General features: G+C 69.7%; 19 protein-coding genes. 14 read left to right on the top strand and 5 right to left on the bottom strand.

Features of this window, described 5'->3' with window-relative positions; translation table 11 throughout:
• The first annotated feature begins 105 nt into the window (after positions 1 to 105).
• Genes ABGI63_RS01000 through ABGI63_RS00980 form a run of 5 tightly spaced genes read left to right on the top strand, consistent with a single transcriptional unit; the run spans position 106 to position 8,255 of the window.
• A complete protein-coding gene (locus tag ABGI63_RS01000) occupies positions 106 to 2,382 on the top strand; it encodes a TonB-dependent hemoglobin/transferrin/lactoferrin family receptor (protein ID WP_349740607.1) in 2,277 nt (758 codons plus the stop codon).
• Positions 2,383 to 2,397: 15 nt separating this feature from the next.
• Entirely contained in the window at positions 2,398 to 6,423 is a 4,026-nt protein-coding gene (gene cobN / locus ABGI63_RS00995; RefSeq protein WP_349740606.1) for a cobaltochelatase subunit CobN, read from the top strand.
• A gap of 32 nt (positions 6,424 to 6,455) precedes the next feature.
• Positions 6,456 to 7,028: a MotA/TolQ/ExbB proton channel family protein gene (locus ABGI63_RS00990; RefSeq protein WP_349740605.1), complete on the top strand. Its 573-nt coding sequence runs from the start codon at positions 6,456 to 6,458 to the stop codon at positions 7,026 to 7,028.
• 7 nt (positions 7,029 to 7,035) lie between these two features.
• Positions 7,036 to 7,356 (top strand): DUF2149 domain-containing protein, encoded by a 321-nt coding sequence (locus tag ABGI63_RS00985; protein WP_137942929.1) that lies wholly within the window; start codon positions 7,036 to 7,038, stop codon positions 7,354 to 7,356.
• The gene (locus tag ABGI63_RS00980; protein ID WP_349740604.1) at positions 7,353 to 8,255 is read left to right on the top strand and encodes a ChaN family lipoprotein; all 903 of its coding nucleotides are present in this window, start codon (positions 7,353 to 7,355) and stop codon (positions 8,253 to 8,255) included. The genes ABGI63_RS00985 and ABGI63_RS00980 overlap by 4 nt, the downstream gene beginning before the upstream one ends.
• Positions 8,256 to 8,288: 33 nt before the next feature.
• Here ABGI63_RS00980 and ABGI63_RS00975 read toward each other — a convergent pair whose 3' ends face one another.
• Entirely contained in the window at positions 8,289 to 8,864 is a 576-nt protein-coding gene (locus ABGI63_RS00975; protein WP_349740603.1) for a peroxiredoxin family protein, read from the bottom strand.
• A gap of 13 nt (positions 8,865 to 8,877) precedes the next feature.
• Positions 8,878 to 9,429, bottom strand: a complete 552-nt coding sequence (locus tag ABGI63_RS00970) for a carboxymuconolactone decarboxylase family protein (protein WP_349740602.1) — start codon at positions 9,427 to 9,429, stop codon at positions 8,878 to 8,880.
• A gap of 126 nt (positions 9,430 to 9,555) precedes the next feature.
• On the opposite strand from ABGI63_RS00970, the gene ABGI63_RS00965 reads away from it, so the two are divergent.
• Both ABGI63_RS00965 and ABGI63_RS00960 read left to right on the top strand, forming a co-directional pair.
• A complete protein-coding gene (locus tag ABGI63_RS00965) occupies positions 9,556 to 10,422 on the top strand; it encodes an AraC family transcriptional regulator (protein WP_349740601.1) in 867 nt (288 codons plus the stop codon).
• A 98-nt stretch (positions 10,423 to 10,520) separates the two neighbouring features.
• Positions 10,521 to 11,330, top strand: coding sequence for an isocitrate lyase/PEP mutase family protein (locus tag ABGI63_RS00960; RefSeq protein ID WP_349740600.1), 810 nt, complete (start codon positions 10,521 to 10,523; stop codon positions 11,328 to 11,330).
• Between the two features lie 19 nt (positions 11,331 to 11,349).
• On the opposite strand, the gene ABGI63_RS00955 is transcribed toward ABGI63_RS00960, so the two are convergent.
• Together ABGI63_RS00955 and ABGI63_RS00950 are read right to left on the bottom strand one after the other, a co-directional pair.
• Positions 11,350 to 11,841 carry a hypothetical protein gene (locus tag ABGI63_RS00955; RefSeq protein WP_349740599.1) on the bottom strand — a complete coding sequence of 164 codons (492 nt, stop codon included), beginning with the start codon at positions 11,839 to 11,841 and terminating at the stop codon, positions 11,350 to 11,352.
• A gap of 77 nt (positions 11,842 to 11,918) precedes the next feature.
• Positions 11,919 to 12,908 (bottom strand): helix-turn-helix transcriptional regulator, encoded by a 990-nt coding sequence (locus ABGI63_RS00950; RefSeq protein WP_349740598.1) that lies wholly within the window; start codon positions 12,906 to 12,908, stop codon positions 11,919 to 11,921.
• A gap of 62 nt (positions 12,909 to 12,970) precedes the next feature.
• Here ABGI63_RS00950 and ABGI63_RS00945 point away from each other — a divergent pair, with 62 nt between their 5' ends.
• The 5 genes from ABGI63_RS00945 to ABGI63_RS00925 all read left to right on the top strand — a co-directional run bounded on the left by ABGI63_RS00945 (position 12,971) and on the right by ABGI63_RS00925 (position 16,864).
• Positions 12,971 to 14,146, top strand: a complete 1,176-nt coding sequence (locus tag ABGI63_RS00945; protein ID WP_349740597.1) for a benzoate/H(+) symporter BenE family transporter — start codon at positions 12,971 to 12,973, stop codon at positions 14,144 to 14,146.
• Between the two features lie 136 nt (positions 14,147 to 14,282).
• Positions 14,283 to 14,603, top strand: coding sequence for a DUF6172 family protein (locus ABGI63_RS00940; protein WP_349740596.1), 321 nt, complete (start codon positions 14,283 to 14,285; stop codon positions 14,601 to 14,603).
• An 84-nt stretch (positions 14,604 to 14,687) separates the two neighbouring features.
• Entirely contained in the window at positions 14,688 to 15,638 is a 951-nt protein-coding gene (gshB, locus tag ABGI63_RS00935; RefSeq protein WP_349740595.1) for a glutathione synthase, read from the top strand.
• 89 nt (positions 15,639 to 15,727) lie between these two features.
• On the top strand, positions 15,728 to 16,321 hold the full coding sequence (locus ABGI63_RS00930; protein WP_349740594.1) for an RNA polymerase sigma factor: 594 nt from the start codon (positions 15,728 to 15,730) through the stop codon (positions 16,319 to 16,321).
• Between the two features lie 30 nt (positions 16,322 to 16,351).
• Positions 16,352 to 16,864, top strand: coding sequence for an OsmC family protein (locus ABGI63_RS00925; RefSeq protein WP_349740593.1), 513 nt, complete (start codon positions 16,352 to 16,354; stop codon positions 16,862 to 16,864).
• Here ABGI63_RS00925 and ABGI63_RS00920 read toward each other — a convergent pair.
• Entirely contained in the window at positions 16,812 to 18,176 is a 1,365-nt protein-coding gene (locus ABGI63_RS00920) for a cytochrome P450 (RefSeq protein ID WP_349740592.1), read from the bottom strand. The genes ABGI63_RS00925 and ABGI63_RS00920 overlap by 53 nt on opposite strands.
• Before the next feature lie 63 nt (positions 18,177 to 18,239).
• Between ABGI63_RS00920 and ABGI63_RS00915 the strand changes: the two genes are divergently transcribed.
• Together ABGI63_RS00915 and ABGI63_RS00910 are read left to right on the top strand one after the other, a co-directional pair.
• Positions 18,240 to 19,094, top strand: a complete 855-nt coding sequence (locus ABGI63_RS00915) for a helix-turn-helix domain-containing protein (RefSeq protein ID WP_349740591.1) — start codon at positions 18,240 to 18,242, stop codon at positions 19,092 to 19,094.
• A gap of 23 nt (positions 19,095 to 19,117) precedes the next feature.
• Positions 19,118 to 19,576, top strand: coding sequence for a GNAT family N-acetyltransferase (locus ABGI63_RS00910; RefSeq protein ID WP_349740590.1), 459 nt, complete (start codon positions 19,118 to 19,120; stop codon positions 19,574 to 19,576).
• The last annotated feature ends 2 nt before the right edge of the window (positions 19,577 to 19,578 follow it).

Genomic DNA, 19,578 nt, shown 5'->3' with positions numbered 1-19,578 from the left:
TCGGGCCAGGCTTTGCCAGCGGCGACGGCCTCCGGGGCCTCAAGCGATGGCGGGCCGCGCCCGGGCGGCGGCCGCGCCTGCAGCGAACGAATCCAAGGTCCGTCCATGGCACGCTGCTCTACTTCTTCGTCCGTTCTCGCCCGCGCTCTGCCGCGCCTTCATCCGCTGGCGCTGGCCGCCGCCTCGCTGGCGGGCCTGGCCCAGGCCCAGCCGCTGACGGCGCCCGATCTGCCCAAGGTGGTGACTTCGGCCACGCGGCTGGCCACCCCAGAAGACGAGGTCGCGGCCACGGTCACGACGCTGACGGACAAGGACATCGCGCGCAAGCAGGCCGGTGATATCAAGGACTTGCTGCGCCAGGAGGTGGGCATTTCGGTGCGTTCGCAGCCGAATCGCAGCTCGGCGGCGTTCTCCCCCACGGGGCGGGGCGGCAACGAGGGCATCAATATTCGGGGTCTTGAGGGCAACCAGGTGCTGTTGCAGACCGACGGCGTGCGCCTGCCGATGATTTACGCCAGCGGGCCGGTGGTGGCAGGGCGCGGCGACTACATCGATGTCGAGGCCTTCAAGCAGGTGGAAATCCTGCGCGGCTCGGCCTCCACCTCCTACGGCAGCGACGGCCTGGCCGGCGCGGTCAGCTTCCAGACCAAGGATCCAAGCGATCTGGTGCCCGCAGGCAAGACCGCGCAGGCTGCGCTGAAGCTGGGTTACTCCTCGGTCGACAAGTCCACCACCGTCGTGCCCAGCTATGCCTTCCGTGCCGAGCAGTTTGAAGGCATGCTGCTGGCCAGCCTGCGGCGCGGCCATGAGACCGACACGCGCGGCGACAACCATGCCAAGGACCGCAGCCGCACCGTCGGCAATCCGCAGGACATCACGTCCAACTACCTGCTGGGCAAGCTGGTCTACAGGCTTGACGCCCGTCAGCGCTTCAAGCTCTCGCTGGAGCATATGGACCGCGACGTCGACACCGATGTCTACACGCTGTTCAAGGATCCGTCCTACCTGACCACGACCCGGGTCGATGCACAGGAGCGCATCAAGCGCTCGCTGGCCAAGCTCGACTATGAGTTCGTCGACAGCAGCAACCCCTTCTTCCAGCGTGCGCAGGCCAATTTCTATTGGCAGGATGCCAAGAACCGCCAGCTCGGCTACGAGGAGCGCAGCAACACGACGGCCTGGAACAGCCGCTCGCGCGATGCCTATTACGGCGAGCGCACGGTTGGTGGCTCGGCCCAGTTCGAGAGCTATCTGAGCAATCAGCGCATCGTCTACGGCGTCGATGCCTCCAGCTCGCTGGTGCATTCGCTCAAAGATGGCGCCAACTACCTGAACGGCAACCTGGTCACGACTGGCAGCAATGCCTTTATCGTCAACAAGAGCTTCCCTGACACCGACTACCGCTTGTTCGGCGCCTTCATTCAGGATGAGATCACGCTGGGCAGCTTCACCGTGACGCCGGGCCTGCGCCTGGATCGCTTCGAACTGGATCCGCGCAAGAACGACCCGCTTTACACCGTCAACAACAAGACCGAGCCGGCCAAGCTCAGCGACCAGGAGCTGTCGCCCAAGCTGGGCGTGGTGTGGACCTACACGCCGATGCTGCGGGTGTTCGGTCAGTACTCGCATGGCTTCCGCGCGCCGACTCCCAGCCAGGTCAACGGTGGTGTGACCAACCTGAACCCGACCTTGCCGAGGCCTTACCGCTCGATCGGTAATCCCGACCTGAAGCCAGAGACCAGCGATTCCATCGAGCTGGGCCTGCGTGGCCGCAGCGAGACGCTGCGCTACAGCGCGGCGCTATTCAAGGGCCGTTACAAGGACTTCATTGCCTCCAGCATCGATGTGAGCGCCACCACCACAGTGCCGCTGGAACAGGGTATGCCCAGCAACACCCAGACGCTCCAGTCGATCAATCTGAACAAGACCACGATCCGCGGCTTTGAGCTGAGTGGCGCATGGAACTTCCTTCCCAACTGGACGATCAACGCCAGCTACGCCCACACCAAGGGCGACAGCGAGGCGCCGGGCGGGACCCGGAGCCCGCTGGAGAGCATCGACCCCGACAAGGGCGTGCTGGGCCTGCGCTACGAACAGGCGGGCGTCTGGGGCGCGGAGCTCAACGTCACGGGCATGAAGAGCCAGCGCCGCAATCCGAACCCGGTCGTCCACTACGCGCCCAAGGGCTTTGTCGTCGCAGATCTGTCGGCTTGGTATGAGATCGGCAAACAGTGGTCGTTCAATGTCGGCGTCAGCAATATCGGTGACGTCAAGTACGCACTGTGGTCGGACACGCGATCCATCGCGCCGACCGCCGTCGCGCTGGATGCCTACACCCAGCCCGGCCGCAATCTCAGCGCCAGCGTTCGCTACCAGTTCTGAGGCCGCCAGTCCCGTATGCGACGTTTCCTGACCTTGTGGCTGCTGCTGGCCGCAGCCGCCCTCTTGCCCGGCCTGGCCCAGGCCGCCACCGTGCTCTTCGTCTCGGCCAGCCCGGTCGCGCCGGGCAAGTTCGTCGCGCTGGCCAAGGCGGCCGAGCCGCTGGGCCTGCGCATCGAGGCGCGCTTTGCCGAGAAGCTGGGTCCTGATCTGGATGCGAAGTTCTGGGCCGGCGCCGACCTGGTCTTGATCGACGCGCCGCGCCAGCATATCGAGGACTATGTAAGGCAGCGCCTGGGCGCCGCGCTGCCGGCGCTGGCGGGCAAGCCCCATGTCTGGCTGCCCACCGCCGCGCCCAAGTCCTCGGGCCTGCCCGAGGCGCTGGCCCAGCGCCTGCATGCCTATTACGTCAATGGCGGGCGCTCGAATATGGATGCATTTCTGCGCAGCCTCGCGGCGCACTTGAAGGGCGGCCAGGACTGGGCCCGGCTGCCCGCGCCCATCGTGTTCCCGCCGTCCGCCCTCTATCACCCGAAGCTGGCCGATGGCCAGGTCGTGCTGCCGACGCCGGCGGCCTATCTGCAGTGGCGCGGCCTGGATGCGAGCAAGCGCCCGCCCATCATCGGCATCGCCTTCCACCAGCAAAGCATCTCGGCCGAGCAGACCGGTTTCATCGACGACCTGATCGCCCGCATCGAGGAAAAGGGCGGCGCCGTGGCCTGGCCCTTCTACAGCCCGGTGATGGGCGACGACAACATCCGCAAGATGGTGACCGGCGCCGATGGCAAGCCCCTGGTCGATGTGCTGATCAACACCCAGATCACACTGAGCCCCGAGCAGCGGCGCAAGGAGTTCGAGGCCCTGGGCCTGCCGGTGATCCAGGCCATGGCCTACCGGCGCGGCGACGCCGCCGCCTGGGCTGCCGACCCGCAGGGCGTGCAGCTGATGGATGTGCCCTTCTACCTGGCCCAGGCCGAGTACACCGGCATCACCGACATCCAGATCGCCGCCGCGACACGCAAGGGCGACGAGCAGGTCGAGCCCATCGCGGCGCAGAGCGCGGCGGTGGTGGGCAAGGCGCTGAACCTGGCGCGGCTGCAGCGCAAGAGCGCGGGCGAGCGCAGGGTGGCGGTGTTCTTCTGGAACTATCCGGGCGGCGAGAAAAATCTCAGCGCCTCCTTCATGAATCTGCCCAAGAGTCTGTCGGCCACCCTGGCCGCGCTGCAGGGCGCCGGCTACCGGACCGAGACCATGGACGAGACGCCGCTGACCCTGCAGCTGCAGCGCCTGCTGGCGCCGGCCTACCGGCCGCCCGAGGACAGGCAGGTGCTGCAGGCCCTGCTGCGCGAGGGCCTGGCCGATCGCCTGCCGCTGGCCGACTACAAGCGCTGGCTCGCCAGCCTGCCGGCTACCGTGCAGGCCCAGCTGCGCCAGTCCTGGGGCGAGCCCGAGGCATCTTCGATGCTGCTGGCCGAGGGCGGCCAGCGCTTCTTCGTGATCCCGCGCCTGCAGCTGGGCAACATCACCCTGCTACCCCAGCCGGGCCGCGGCGAGCGCGGTGGCGACAAGGAAAAGTCGCTCTACCACTCGAGCAGCGCCGCCCCCTCGCACCATTACATGGCCACCTATCTGTGGGCACGCCAGAGCGCCGACGCGCTGGTGCACTACGGCACCCATGGCAGCCAGGAATGGCTGCCCGGCAAGGAGCGCGGACTCTCTGCCACGTACGACTATCCGATGCTGGCGGTCGGCGATCTGCCCGTGGTCTACCCCTATATCGTCGACAACATCGGCGAAGCCACCCAGGCACGCCGCCGCGGCCGCGCCACCATCATCAGCCACCAGACCCCGCCGTTCGCGCCGGCCGGCCTGCATGCCTCGCTGACCAGGATCCACGACCTGCTGCACGACTGGCTGGCCCAGGACGAGGGCAGCGTGCGCGACAAGATCCGCGCCGAGTTCCTCGAGGCCGCGCGCAAGCAGCGGCTGCCGCAGGACATGGGCTGGAGCGAGGCCCGCATCGCCGCCGAGTTCCCGGCCTTCGTCACCGAGGTGCACGACCATCTGCACGAGCTGGCGTTGACGGCCCAGCCCATGGGACTGCACACCTTCGGCCAGGGGGCCGGCGAGCCCTGGCGCACCGCCACCGTGCTGATGATGCTGGGCAAGGAGTTCTGGGAAGGCGCGGCCGGGCCCGGCGAGGAGGCCGACGAGATGCTGGTCGGCGACTGGCGCAAGTTGCCCGAGTCCACGCCGTTCCGCAAACTGCAGGCCCTGCTGGCCGGCGATGACAGCGTCGCCAGGACCCTGCCCGCCGCGCTATTGCCCAAGCTGGCCCAGGCCCGTGCCTGGCACCAGGCATTGGGAGCGCAAAGCGAGATGGACGGCCTGCTGGCCGCGCTGGCCGGCCGCTATATCGCGACCAGCTATGGCGGCGACCCGATCAAGAATCCCGACTCGCTGCCGACCGGCCGCAATCTCTATGGCTTCGACCCCTCGCGGGTGCCGACCCCGGCGGCCTGGGCCGCTGGCAAGGACGCGATGAACCAGCTGATCGCGGCCCACCAGGCCAAGAACGGTGGCAAGCCGCCGCAGAAGCTGACCTTCACGCTGTGGTCGGTCGAGACCATGCGGCATTTCGGCCTGCTGGAGGCGCAGGCGCTGTGGGCCTTGGGCGTCGAGCCGGTCTGGGATGCCGGCGGGCGGGTCAGCGATGTGAAGCTGATCCCGCGCGCGCAGCTGGGCCGGCCGCGCGTCGATATCGTGCTGTCGGCCACCGGCCTGTACCGCGACCATTTCCCCAATGTGATGCGCCAGCTCGCCAAGGCCGCCAAGCTGGCCGCCGAAGCCGCTGACGAGGCCGACAACCCGGTGGCCGCCAACGCCCGGCGCATCGCGCAGCAGCTGCAGGCCCGGGGCGTAGCTGCGGCCGCCGCGCTGCGCGCCGGCCAGACCCGCATCTTCTCGTCAGAGAGTGGCCGCTACGGCACCGGCCTGGACGATGCGGCGCTGGCCACCGACACCTGGAAGACCCAGGCCGAGGGCGACCGCAAGCTGGCCGAGCTCTACCTGTCGCGCATGCAGTTCGCCTACGGGCCGGATGAGGCGGAGTGGGGCGCCAAAGGTGTGGGGTCAGGCGTCGCCGGTCAAGGCGCCGGCAATCTGAATCTCTATGCCGAGCACCTGCGCGGCACCGAGGGCGCGGTGCTGGCACGCAGCTCCAACCTCTACGGCATGCTGACCACCGACGATCCCTTCCAGTATCTGGGCGGCATCGGCCTGGCGGTGCGCCATCTGGACGGCAAGGCGCCCGAGCTCTATGTCTCGAATCTGCGAGGCTCCGGCGGCGGCAAGGTCGAGGGCGCGGCCCAGTTCCTGGCCAAGGAGCTGGCCACGCGAAACTTCCATCCCGGCTATATCAGCGGGCTGATGGGTGAGGGCTATGCCGGCACCCTGCAGGTGCTGGACGGCATCAACAACTTCGCCGGCTGGCAGTCGGTGGCGCGCGAGATCGTGCGCCATGACCAGTGGCAGGAGTTCATGGATGTCTATGTGCGCGACAAACACAATCTGGGCCTGAAGCGCTGGTTCGAGAGCCAGAACCCGCACGCGCTGGCGCAAAGCATAGAGCGCATGCTGGAGGCCGCGCGCCAGGGCCAGTGGCAGGCCGATGCGCAAAGCGTCGCCGAGCTGAAGGGACGCTGGCGCGAGCTGTCCAGGCGCTACGACGTGAAGACCGACAACCAGGCCTTCAACAAGTTTGTCGGCGCAGCGGGCTTCGGCTTGGACAGCGCGGCGGCCCTGGTCAAGGCGGCGGCCGCCGCCGCTGCGACACCGGCTGCCGAAGCCGCGCCGCCACCCCCGCCGATTCAAGGCATGAAGCTCGACAAGGTGGCCGAGCCGCCGCCGGCCCACGCGCCGCAGCTGATCGTCACCAGCCTGGCCGTGATGTTGCTGCTGTTGCTGGCCACCGTCGGCGGCGGCTGGCGCGCCTGGCGCCAGGACGCCGGCGCGCAACTGCACATCGCGCCCACCGCCGCCTGAACACCCCTCTGATTCCCGACTCTTCAAACCCTATGTCTTCCATTCTCGAAAACAGCATGTATCTGGTGGCGCAGTGGTTTCTGCTGCCCACCCTGGCCCTGATCGCCGTCCTCTTCCTCTATGCCTTCTGGGTGCTGGGCGCTTTTGTCGTGCACCTGCAGCGGCGCCGCTCTGGGGCGGGCCGCCCGCTGCTGGCCGCGTATCGGGCGGCCGGGCCCGAGGGCTTGAGCGAGGATGAACTGGACCTGAAGGCGCACCGCCTGATGGAAGGCCCGCGCATCGCCAGCCGCGTCACGCCGATGCTGGGCCTGGTCGCGACGATGATCCCGATGGGGCCGGCGCTGCGCTCGCTGTCCGACGGCAATCTGGCCGCCGTCTCGCAGAACCTGACCGTGGCCTTCTCGGCCGTGATCCTGGCGCTGATCGCTGCGTCCATCACCTTCTGGGTGGTCAATATCCAGCGCCGCTGGCTGGCCGAGGAGATCGTCGAGATCGGCAAGCTGCGCACGAAAACTGTGAGCCCCCAGGCGACGGCTGCGCCGTCGCTGCCCCCCGAGGGGGTGCGGCCGCTCGGGAGCGGCCCTTCGCTGGCCGGGGGAGCCTGAGATGGCCATCAAGCTACTTCACGAAGCCGAGACCGACGATCCGATCCTGTCGGTCGTCAATCTGATCGACATCTTCCTGGTCGTGATCGCGGCGCTGCTGATCACGGTGGCGCAGAACCCGATGATCAACCCCTTCAACAAGCAGGACGTCACCGTGATCACCGACCCCGGCAAGCCCTCGATGGAGATCATGGTCAAGAAGGGCGAGAAGGTCGAACGCTTCAAGGCCAGCGGAGCGATCGGCAGCGGCGACGGCGAGAAGGCCGGCGTGGCCTACAAAATGAAGGACGGTTCCATCGTCTACGTACCGGAAGGCGGCACGCAATGAAAAAGACTCTTCTGATGAGCTTGAGCCTGCTGCTGGCCGGCTGCGCCCAGCTGGGCATGACACCCAGCAACGAGCGCATCGTCGAGGTGGCCAGCGGCCGCGCGATCAGCCGCGACGAGCTGCTGCAGAAGCTGCTCGCCAGCGACTATGTGCTGCTCGGCGAGCGGCACGACAACGCCGTCCACCATCAGCGCCGTGCCGAGCTGCTGAACGCGCTGGGCCCGCGCGTGCCGGTGGTGGCCGAGCACCTGACGCGCGGCCAGGCGGTGCTGAACGGCCCCGAGCTCCTGCCGCGCCTGCAGGTGGCCGGCTTTGACGAGAAGGGCTGGCGCTGGCCGTTGCACGAGCCGCTGTTCGCGGCCGCGGCGGCGCCGGGCCGCATGCTGGTCGGCGGCAATGCGCCGCGTGATCTCGCGCGCGAGCTGGCGCGCAAGGGCGAGGCAGCCCTGCCCGAGGATCTGCAGGCCGTGACCCGGGCCGCGCCGCTGGACGAGGCCGGCACCAAGGCGCTGGATGCCGACCTGGTGCAAGGCCATTGCGGCATGCTGGCCGGCGAGCGCCTGGTCGGCATGGGATGGGCCCAGCGGGCCCGCGATGCGGCGATGTGGCTGAGCCTGCAGGCCGCGGCGCAGGCCCAGGGCAAGCCGGCGGTGCTGCTCGCCGTGCTATTGGCAGGAAATGGCCACGTGCGCCGCGACTACGGCGTGGCCCAGCTGATCGCGGCCCAGCAGCCGGCGGCACGGGTGGCCAGCGTCGGCTTTGTCGAGACCGGGGCCCAGATCCAGGGCGCGCCCTACCACTACGTCTGGATCACCGCCGCACCCAAGCGCGAGGACCCCTGCGCGGGCATGCGGGAGATGATGGACAAGATGAAGACCAGGGAGGCCGCCAAGCCATAGCGGCCCGAGGGCTTCCCGGCCGAGATCGATGCCTCAGCGGGAGTGCTGGGCCGCAGATTCGGGCAGGCGGCAGCCCTGATCGTCGCAGAGCGGCGCGGCGGCTGCGTCCTCGTCGGGCTCGGCGAGCAGGCGGCCGATCAGTGCGCCCAGGCGCAGGTCGTCGACGCGACCGAACTGGTGCAGCCGGATGCGGCCCCGCTTGTCCAGCAGGATCAGGCTGGGCGTGCCGCGCAGGCCTAGGGCCTGCATCGTCAGCGGCACCGGACCGCCGCGCGGGTCGGGCCGGTCCAGCCCGATGGCGAAGCCGAGCCGGTACTCATCGATGAAGGCCTGCAGCGCGGCGGCGCTGCCCATCACCTCGTGGTGTTCGAACACGCTGTGCAGCCCGATCACGGCCAGCTGTTCGGGCGGGAACAGCTCGTGCAGCCTGGCGGTCTGCGGCAGACCATGGGCGACGCAGCCGGGACACAGCATCTGGAAGGCATGCAGCGCGACCACGCGGCCGCGCAGCTGCGGCAGCGCGATGGGCTGGCCGCCGGTATTGAACCATTGCGCGATCTGCAGCGGCGGCGCCGGATCGGCCTGGACGGCGGGGATCTCGAAGGACATCGTGGTCTCCGTTTCAGAGGGGCTGGGTCCCGCGCCGCTTGACGGCCGGGAAGTCGAGCGGCACCTGCAAGGCCAGGTTCACATAGTTGGTGAACAGGTTCAGCGCCACATGGGCCAGGATCTCGACGATCTGCTCGTCGTTGAACCCGGCCTCGCGCAGCGCCTGCACATCGGCATCGCCGACCTGGCCACGGTTGTCGACCAGCTGCAGCGCGAAGCGCAGCGCGGCGGCGGTCTGCGGGTCGGTCGATTCGCCCTGCTGGGCGGCGGCCATCTCGGCGGTGCTGGCACCGGCCTTGCGGCCCAGCATCGTGTGGGCGGCCAGGCAGTATTCGCAATCGTTGCGGTCGGCGACGGCGACGGCGATCTGCTCGCCCAGCTTGGCCCGGATCACGCCGGAACCCAGGGCGCCGAATGCACCCCACATGCTTTGCAGGGCCGCCGTGGAGTTGGCGACCGCGCGGAACATCGCGGGGGTGGCGCCGAAGGCGCCGTGGATCTGCTGGAGCAGCTCCTTGCGGGTGCCGGTGGCCTGGGCGGGATCGATCAGATGAAGGCGGGACATGAGGGTTCTTCCTTTGCTGTAGAAGCTTGTCGAGAGGGTTAGGGCAGCTGCTGGATCTCAGTGTGTGCCGCCGGGTCGTACCATTGGCCACCTATCGTCCAAGCTGCATACCAAATCGTCCAGATCATGAGCCAGCCGAGCATCGACCGCCTGTCCAGCCTGCTGGAGCGCTTCAAGGTGCGGGCACGCCTGTTCCACCAGGGCCCGCTGTGCGGCATCAGCCGCTTCCCGGCCGAGCCCGGGCGCGGGTTCCTGCATGTGATGCGGCGCGGCGAGCTGGAGTTGCGCCATGGGGCGAAGCACAGCGAGCTGCCGCGCCGCCTGCTGGTCACCGAGCCGACCCTGCTGTTCTATCCAAGGCCCTTGGCGCACCAGTTCCGCAACCCGCCCGAGGACGGCTCGGACTTTGTCTGCGCCGAGCTGGAGTTCGACGGCGGTGCGCTGAATCCGCTGGTGCGCGCGCTGCCGCCGCTGGTGGTGCTGCCGCTGGCACGGGTCGAGGGGCTGGGGCTGTCTTTGCAGCTCTTGTTCAGCGAGACCGAGCGGCTGCGCTGCGGCCAGCGCCTGCTGGCGGACCGGCTGTTCGAGGTGGTGTTGATCCAGCTGCTGCGCTGGCTGATCGACCATCCGGCCGAGGCCGGTGTGCAGCCGGGCCTGATCACCGGCCTGGCGGACCCACGGCTGGCGCGCGCGCTGGTGGCGCTGCATGAGGCGCCCGGCGAGGCCTGGAGCCTGGCGGCGATGGCCGGGCGGGCCGGCATGTCGCGCAGCGCCTTCGCCGCCCATTTCAAGGCGGTGCTGGCGCAGACGCCGGCCCACTACCTGGCCGACTGGCGCCTGACCCTGGCCCAGTCCCGGCTGCGCCAGGGCCGGCCGGTCAAGCAGATCGCCGACGAGCTGGGCTACGCCAGCGCCTCGGCGCTGTCGCGCCTGTTCAGCCAGCGCCTGGGGCGCTCGCCACGTCAATGGCTGGACGGCCAGGCCGAAGTCTGAGTCTGCAGGAAGGAGGCAGAGGTCCGATAACTTCCAGCAGCCGGCGCGCGCTCATGGGAGGATGGCGGCCTTCACCCAATCACCAGGGAGCCGACACCATGCCCGCCGACCACGCCGCCGCCTTCCATGCGCTGCACCACGCCGCCACGCCGCTGCTCTTGCCCAATGCCTGGGATCCGGGCAGCGCCTTGCTGATGCAAAGCCTGGGCGCCGCGGCGGTGGCCACCAGCAGCGCCGCCGTGGCCTGGGCCATGGGCTATGGCGACGGCGACCGGCTGCCGGTCGCGAAACTGATCGCGCTGACCGAGGCGTTGGCCGCGCGCCTGGCGGTGCCGCTGACGGTGGACTTCGAGGGCGGCTATTCGGACGATCCGCAGAGCGTCGGTGCCAGCGCCGCCGCGCTGATCGCCGCCGGCGCCGCCGGCATCAATATCGAGGATGGCCGCGCCGCGCCCGAGTTGCTGGTGCGCAAGATCGCGGCGGTGCGCGAGGCGGCCGAGCGTGCCGGCAGGCGCCTCTTCATCAATGCCCGCTGCGATGTCTATCTGAAGGGCCTGGTGCCCCCCGAGCAGCGTGTCGACGAGCTGCTGGCCCGTGCCGAGCGCTATGCCGCAGCCGGTGCCGATGGCCTGTTCGCGGCCGGCGCGCGTGTGCCCGAAGAGATCGCTGCGATCTGCGCCGGCAGCCGCCTGCCGGTCAATATCCTGGCGCTGCCGGGCGTGCCCGCAGCGGCCGAGCTGGGCCGGCTGGGCGTGCGCCGCATCAGCGCCGGTTCTGGCATCGCCGAATCGGTCTATGCCCGCATCGCCGAGCTGACCCAGGGCTTTTTGCGCAGCGCTGACGGCCAGGCGCTGGGCGAGCGGGCGATGGCCTATGGCGAGCTGAACGCCCTGATGGCCCAGCCCTGAGCGGGCCGGCGACGCGGCCTCAGCGCCGCGTCCACAGCATCACCCAGTTCTCGGCCCAGCTCTCGCCGCCGTCGCGCGACAGGGCCTGATACCAGCGGCAGGACCTGGGCGTGATCTGGTCCCAGACGCCGCGACAGATCACGGTCGTGTCGTCGTCCTCCTCCTCGGAGTCCCAGGTTCCGACGCCGGCGACGAAGCTGCCCCAGGCCGGCGGCGGCGTCAGCACCCCGCTCTTGGCATTGACCCAATGGTCGGCCCAGAGCCCGCGCTCCACATCCAGCAGCCGTAGCCCCATGCCTTTGAAGCCGCGCGCCGGGATGCGCAGCTCCTCGACGCTGCCGACGCCGGCCAGGATGCCGTGCACCGTGGCCTCGCCGTCGAACTGCGCCCATTCGCCATGGTTCAGCTGGCGGTGCTTGATCGTCCATTCGCCGCTGAGGAAGTCGAAGTCGCCGGGCTTGCCGGTGGCCGGCTGCTGCAGAGCGATGCCGCTGCTTGTAGTGGTGTTCATGGTGTCGTCTCCGGTGCGGCGCTGCGGAATTGCGCGCCTGCCCAGCCACTGTGCAAGGCTTTGGCTGACATCGAATGTCAGCTTTTCGCGGGCGCCCGGCGATAGACGCGATGCAGGGCCGCGACCGCCTCGCGCAGCGCCGCGCGCAGCTCGGCCGGCGCCAGGGCCTCGACGTCCGGCCCCAGGCGCAGCAGCTCGCCCACCGCCGCCTCGATCGACTCGATCGGGATCTCCAGCCGATGCCAGCCATCCGCATCGCAGGGGCCGGCCGCGGCTACCGCCTGCGCCATCGCATGGCTGGCCTCGGCCAGCCGCCGCAAGGCCTGCGGCCGCGCGCGCACCCGGGCGCGGCCGGCCTGCATGCGGGCCTCATAGTCGCGCGCGAAGGCCTCCCAGTAGCGGCCGAGATCGAAGTCGGCCGGCAAACTGCTCGATACATCGGCGCGTTGTTGCTCGATTTCCAGGCGCTGGATCGCGCTGACCCGGTAGGTGCGCACTTGCGGGCCGACGGCCGCCACCAGATACCAGAGCCCGCCCTTCAGCACCAGGCCCAGCGGCGCCACCTGGCGCGCCACCCGGCCCCGCCAGCTCTGGTACTCCAGGCTCAGCAGGCGACTGGACCAGACCGCCTCGGCCAGCGCCGGCAGCAGCAGCTGTGCCTCGGGGCCCTGGAACCAGGCGACCGGGTCGAGGTGAAAGCGGGCCGCCACGCGCAAGGCGTCCTGGCGCAGGGCTTCGGGCAGGGCGGCCATCAGCTTCAGCCGCGTGCTCTCCAGGCTGGCGCCCATGCCCAGCTGGGCCGCCGCGAAGGGCACGCCGGCCAGGAACAGGCTCTCGGCCTCGGGTCTGTCCAGGCCGGTCAGCGCGGTGCGGTAGCCCTCGCGCAGCACAAAGCCGCCCAGCCGGCCGTGCTCGGCATAGACCGGCACGCCGGCGGCGCTGAGCGCGTCGATGTCGCGGTAGATGGTGCGCACCGAGACTTCCAGCGCCTCGGCCAGCGCCGCGGCCGACACCCGCCCCTGCGCCTGCAGGCGCAGCAGGATGGAGAGCAGCCGGCTGGATCGCATGGCCCGATCTTGCCCGCCCGCCGGCCCAGGCTTGTCAGCAGCCTCGCCGCTATGCTTGCGCCATGACGACGCAGCATCGCCTCTGGCTTCAAGACCTGACCCTCTCCGCCGCCGTGGCCGGCTTTGTCGCCGTGCTGGTGGGTTTCACCAGTTCGGTGGCCATCGTGTTCCAGGCCGCCCAGGCGCTGGGCGCCACGCCCGCCCAGACCAGCTCCTGGATGTGGGCGCTGGGACTGGGCATGGGCATCACCAGCCTGGGCTTGTCGCTGTGGACCCGCCAGCCGGTGCTGACCGCCTGGAGCACGCCCGGCGCGGCCTTGCTGGCCGGCTCGGCCGGGCTCTCGATGCCCGAGGCGATCGGCGCCTTCATCGTCTGCGCGGCGCTGATCATGCTGTTCGGTGTGACGCGCTGGTTCGAGCGGGTGATGGACCGCATCCCGCTGGCCGTGGCCTCGGCCCTGCTGGCCGGCGTGCTGGCCCGTTTCGGGCTCGATGCGGTGCTGACGGTCCAGAGTGCGCCGCTGATGGTGCTGGTGATGGCCGGAGCCTATCTGCTCGGCAAGCGCTTCCTGCCGCGCTATGCGGTGCCCGGCGTGCTGCTGGCCGGCGTGGCGGTCGCGGCGGCGCAGGGCCGGCTGCGCCTGGGCGCGGTCGACTGGGCCTGGGCCCAGCCGGTCTGGACCACGCCGGTCTTCAGCCTGGCGGCCCTGGTCGGCGTGGCCCTGCCGCTGTTCCTGGTCACGATGGCCTCGCAGAACCTGCCCGGCGTCGCCGCCCAGCGCGCCTCGGGCTACCGGACCCCGGTGTCGGCCAGCATCACGGTGACAGGTCTTGCCTCGCTGCTGCTGGCGCCGTTCGGTGGCTATGCCTTCAACCTGGCCGCGATCACCGCCGCCATCTGCATGGGCCCCGAGGCGCATGAGAACCCTGCTCGGCGCTACACCGCCGCCGTGATGGCCGGCCTGTTCTACATCGCCGTGGGCCTGGCCGGCGGCGCGGTCGTCGGCCTGCTGGTGGCGTTTCCGCGCGAGCTGGTCGCGGCGGTGGCCGGCCTGGCCCTGCTGGGCACGATTGCCGGCGGCCTCTCGGCCGCGCTGAAGGACGAAAAACACCGCGACGCCGCCATCCTGACCTTTCTGGTCACGCTGTCCGGGGTCTCGCTGCTGGGCATAGGCTCGGCCTTCTGGGGCGTGGTGGCCGGCAGCGCGGCGCTGCTGGTGGCGCGTTGGCGGGCCTGACGGATAATTCCTGCCCCGAACGCGCGCTGTCCCAGAGACTTGCCATGATTAGGCTTCTTGCGCGTTCCCCCGAAGCGCTGCACAGCGGGCGTATGCCGAAGCTCCCCGGCGATCAATATTGAAAGCGCAAGAAGCCATGAAGAAGACTTTCCAACTCCACGTCGAAGGCAAGAACCCCGAGCGCCTGCTCGAAGCCATCAAGCACGAGATCCGCCAGTACCTGAAGCGCGAGCGCCGCAAGCCCCTGCCGGCGCAAGCGGACTTCTGGGACTTCGACTGCCGCTTCGGCCTCAGCGAGGCGGCGGCCGAGGTGATCCATGTCGGCGCCTTCATGGACCGCATCAACGAGGCCGCTGCCGCCCAGGCCCCGGCCTTCTATCTGGAACTGCTGGCCAAGCCGGCGCAGCGCAACTTCGTGCCGCGCGCATCGGCGCTCGACGACGGCGACGAAGATTGATGAAGGGCTGAGCCCTGCGCCTCGGCGCCAGTCGTGCAACACTGCGCACCGCCGAGTACCTCCCCTTGTGAAAGTGCGCCCGTCATGATCCTCTTATTCGTCGCCGACCCGCTGGAGTCCTTCAAGACCTACAAGGACACGACTTTTTCGATGATGCGCGAGGCCGCCAAGCGCGGTCATGTGCTGTGGGCCTGCCATCCGGCCGATCTGGTCTGGATTCGTGGTGGCAAGGTCAGCGCCCACGGTGCCCGCCAGATCACGCTGACCGGCGACGAGCATGACTGGTTCAAGGTCGAGCAGACGACGGAGCTGGTGCTGGCCGAGACGGATGCCATCGTGATGCGCAAGGACCCGCCGTTCGACAGCGAGTTCTTCTACGCCACTCATCTGCTGAGCCAGGCCGAGCGCGAGGGGGCGAAAGTCTTCAACAAGCCGGCGGCGCTGCGCGACCATCCCGAGAAGCTGGCCATCCTGGAGTTTCCCGAGCTGATCGGCCCGACCCTGGTGACGCGCAGCGCGGCGGCCATCAAGGCCTTCCACGCCGAGCACCGCGACATCATCCTGAAGCCGCTGGACGGCATGGGCGGCATGGGCATCTTCCGCGTCGGCCCCGACGGGCTGAACCTCGGCTCCATCATCGAGACGCTCAACCAGGGTGGCGCCGAGACGGTGATGGTGCAGCGCTATCTGCCGGAGATCGTCCAGGGCGACAAGCGCGTGCTGCTGATCGGCGGCGAGGTCGTGCCTTTCTGCCTGGCCCGCATCCCGCAGGGCACGGAGATCCGCGGCAATCTGGCCGCCGGCGGCAAGGGGGTGGCTAAAGCGCTGAGCCCGCGCGACCGCGAGATCGCCGAGCAGCTGGCGCCGGTGCTGGCCGCGCGCGGCCTGCTGCTGGTGGGCCTGGATGTGATCGGCGACTGCGTCACCGAGATCAATGTCACCAGCCCGACCGGCTTCCAGGAAATCACGAAGCAGACCGGTTTCGATGTCGCGAAGCTGTTCGTCGATGCGCTGGAGCGGGCCGCCGGAGCCTGAGCTTTTTCTTCGGGCGCTGAACCCTTTGGGCCGTTCGGGCCCTCCTTGCTGCAGAAACTGGTGTGAACCCTCTGCAGGAGTGCTGAAGAATGTTGCAAGCCCCGATTGAACTGGTGGAGTCCGCGCGCCGTGGCGACAAGGGCGCGGTGCTGCAGTTGCTGAGCCTGTGCCAGCCCGATCTGAAGCGCTTTGCGCGCCGCAGCTGCAGCAGCAGCGAGGATGCCGAGGACGCGGTGCAGCTGGCGCTGTGGCAGCTGTATCGCCGCGTCGGCGCGCTGCGCACGGCGGCGGCGCTGGCCGGCTGGCTGTTCCGCATCGTCGAGCGCGAGTGCTACCGGCTGCTGCGCCTGCGCAAGGGCAGCGACTCGCTGGAGGACCTGCCCGAGGCGCTGGAGCCCCAGGCGGCGGTGCTGCCGCTGGATCTGCGCCGCGATCTGGCCCAGGCGATCGAGCGGCTGAGCCCGCCTTATCGCGAGGTGCTGCTGCTGCGCGATGTGCATGAGCTGACCGCACCCGAGGTCGCGGCCCAGCTGGGCTTGAGCCTGGAGGCGGTCAAGAGCCGGCTGCACCGGGCGCGCGCCCGGGTGCGCGAGCAGCTGCTGGCCAGCGGCTACTGGCTCAAGGACGGCGCGCCGCAGACCGGCGGCCGCGCTGCTGCTCGGGCCGGCACCGCTAGGATGTGAGGCTGCGTTCAATCGATAGGAGCATCTGTGATGGCCGAGTTCTCCGCATCCGTGACCTGGGCGCGCCGGGCCGATGAAGTCTTCACCGACCAGCGCTACAGCCGCCGGCATGCCTGGGGCTTCGATGGCGGCGCCCAGGTGCCGGCCTCCTCATCCCCGCATTCGGTGCCCCTGCCTTACTCGGACCCGGCGGCGGTGGACCCCGAGGAGGCTTTTGTGGCTTCGCTGTCCAGCTGCCATATGTTGTGGTTTCTGAGCCTGGCAGCCAAGGCCGGCTGGGTGGTCGAGAGCTATCGCGACGACGCGCTCGGTGTGATGGCGCGCAATGCGCGCGGCAAGCTGGCGATGACGCGCGTGACCCTGCGGCCGGTCGTGCAGTTCGCCGGTGCCGCGCCCGATGCGGCGGCGCACGAGGCCCTGCACCACACCGCCCACGAGGCCTGCTATATCGCCAGCTCGGTGGCCTGCGAGGTGCTGTGCGAGCCGCAGCTCAGCCGCGCGGCCGCAGCGCCAGCCGCAGGGGTTCCGTCGGCCGCAGCGTGATCCGCAGCGCCGGTATCGGCGCCGGCCGGCCGGGCGCGGGCGCCAGCTCGTAACGCTGCAGCAGCAGGGCCGCGATCAGCCCGATCTCGGTCAGCGCGAAATGGCTGCCCAGGCAGACCCGCGGTCCGGCGCCGAAGGGCAGCCAGGCGCCGCGCGGGATCTCGGCATGGCCGCTGGCCGGATCGAAACGCTCGGGGCGGAAGGCCTCGGGCTCCTCGAACCAGCGCGCATCGCGCTGGATGATGCCCGGGGTCAGTCGGATCATCGAGCCCGCCGGCAGGGTGTAGCCGCCGATCTGCAGCGGCGCGGTGCTGGTGCGCGACAACAGGGCCGGGGCCGGCGGGTACAGGCGCAGCACCTCCTTGATGCAGGCCTGCAGCCAGGGCAGACGCGGCAGGTCGGCGGCGCTCGGTGCCCGCCCGCCCAGCACCTGCTGCAGCTCGTCGGCGGCGCGGCGCTGTGCCTCGGGATGGGCGGCCATGCACCAGCCCCACCAGGTCAGCGCGGCGGCGCTGGTCTCGTGGCCGGCCAGAAAGATGGTCATGCACTCGTCGCGCAGCGCCTGCTCGCCGAGCGGCCGGCCCTGCGGGTCGCGCAGCTGCAGCAGCATCTGCAGCAGGTCCTCGCCCTGGAAGTCGGGCATGGCGCGGCGCCGCGCCAGCTCGCTGCGGATCAGCCCATCCAGGGTCTGCAGCGCCCGGCGCTTACCCGCTTTCCAGGGCGCCCACAGCGGGGCGCTGGCCGGCCAGAACATCTCCTGCATGCCGATCAGGCTGATGGCATGGACGGCATCGGCGGCGCGCCGGCCCTGGGCCGTGTCGCTGCGCGAGAACAGGCTGCGCAGGATCACCTCCATCGTCAGCTGGGTCATCGCGGCCTCGAAACCGAACTCGGGGCCGCTCTGCCAGCCCGCCAGCGCCTGCTCGGTGGCCGCCACCATCAGCGGCGCGAAGGCCTCGACCCGCTTCGGCGCAAAGCCCGGCTGCAGCATCTGGCGCTGGCGCTTCCAGGCCTGCCCCTCGGCCACCAGCACGCTCTGGCCATGGGCCGAGGCAAACACCTCGGTGCCGCGCTCCCAGCGGATCAGCCCGTCGTGGGCGGCCACAAGCAGCTCACGCACCTGTTCGGGATGGAAGAAGTTGTAGTCGCGGTAGTGCATCAGGCGCAGATGCACGATGTCGCCATGGCGGCGCTGCAGGCCGCTCAGAAAGCCCAGATAGTCGCGCCGCAGCGCGCCCAGCTCGGGCAGGCCCAGCCAGCGGCAGGGCGGGCCGGGAGGCAGGGTGGGGCGGGTCAAGGTGTCGGTCGTCATGGCGGCGATCTTGCCGGCACCCTGTTTTTCGGTATTGAACGGTTGCGACACTAGACTGCGGGCATGGACGCCTCCCTCCACCCCGATGCCATCGCCCGCCTGCTGGTGTCAGGTCTTGCGTTGAGCGGCTGTCTGCATGCCCATCTGTGGCGCGACACCTCGGCGGCGGCCGGGCTCAGCGAGGCCCAGCGCAGCAGCTGGTTTCCGGCCTCGCCGCTGTGTGGCCTGAGCTGGACCCTGGCCGGCGAGGGCGAGCAGATCGACACGCAGGGCCGGCCGCAGCCGCTGCCCGGCCCCTGCCTGATCACCGGCCCGCGCAGCCGCCCGGCCCAGTACCGCTCGCGCGGCGGCATGCGCTGCTTCATGAGCGCGATCACGCCGGACGCGCTGCATGCGCTGACCGGGCTGGACCCGGCGGCGTTGACCGACCGGACCTTGACGATGGCGCAGGCAGGCCTGCCGGCTGACTGGCTGGCCCTGAACCGGCCCATGCTGGCTGCGGCGGACGAACAGGAATGCCAGCGCTTGCTGGAGGACTTTCTGCGCCCGCGCTGGCAGACCCGGCAGGGCCTGGCCGGCGCCGGCTATCGTGGCTGGATGCAGAACCTGAGCCTGCGTGCGGTGGCCGGCGGCCATGGCCGCAGCCTGCGCCAGATCGAGCGCCGCATCAAGCAATGGAGCGGCCAGAGCCTGCGCGCGCTGCGCATGATCAGCCGTGCCGAGGCTACCTTCCTGCAGGTGAGGCGCGAGATGGCTGACGGCGAGCTCGTCTGGAGCGCACTGGCCCTGGACATGGGCTATGCCGACCAGGCCCATCTGTGCCGCGAGACGCGCCGCGTCACCGGTTTCAGCCCCGAGGAACTGCGCCGCCGCGTCGATAGTGAAGAGAGCTTCTGGGCCTACCGGGTCTGGGTTTGAACAGCAGGGAAAAAGGGAAACGCATGCCACTGGAACTCGTCGCAATCACCCGCCACAACCTGGCCGAGCTGCTGAAACTGGACGCCGGCGACGGCGGCAAACAGGTGGCGCCCAATGTCAGATCGATGGCCCAGGCCGCCGTCTATGCCGAGGCCTGGCCGCGCGGCATTGCGGTGGACGGCGTGCTGGTCGGCTTTCTGATGCTGTACGACCCCAGCCTGACGCCCGCGCCCGAGGAGCCCAAGTTCGCGCTGTGGCGGCTGATGATCGACAAGGGGCAGCAGGGCAGGGGTTATGGCGCGGCGGCGGTGCAGGCGCTGATCGCCCATGTGCGCACGCGGCCCGGCGCCGAGACGCTGTATCTGAGCTATGTGCAGGACAGCGCGAATGCGACGGCGGCCGAGCGCTTCTACCGCTCGCTGGGCTTCACGCCGACCGGCGAGATCGATGATGGCGAGCTCGTGATGAGCCTGAAGCTCTGAAC

This window comes from Roseateles cavernae, from assembly GCF_040187885.1.
In the GTDB taxonomy this organism is placed as follows: Bacteria; Pseudomonadota; Gammaproteobacteria; order Burkholderiales; family Burkholderiaceae_C; genus Roseateles_E; species Roseateles_E cavernae.
The sequence above is the reverse complement of the archived record's forward strand: the minus strand, read 5'-3'. Positions and strand labels throughout refer to the sequence as shown.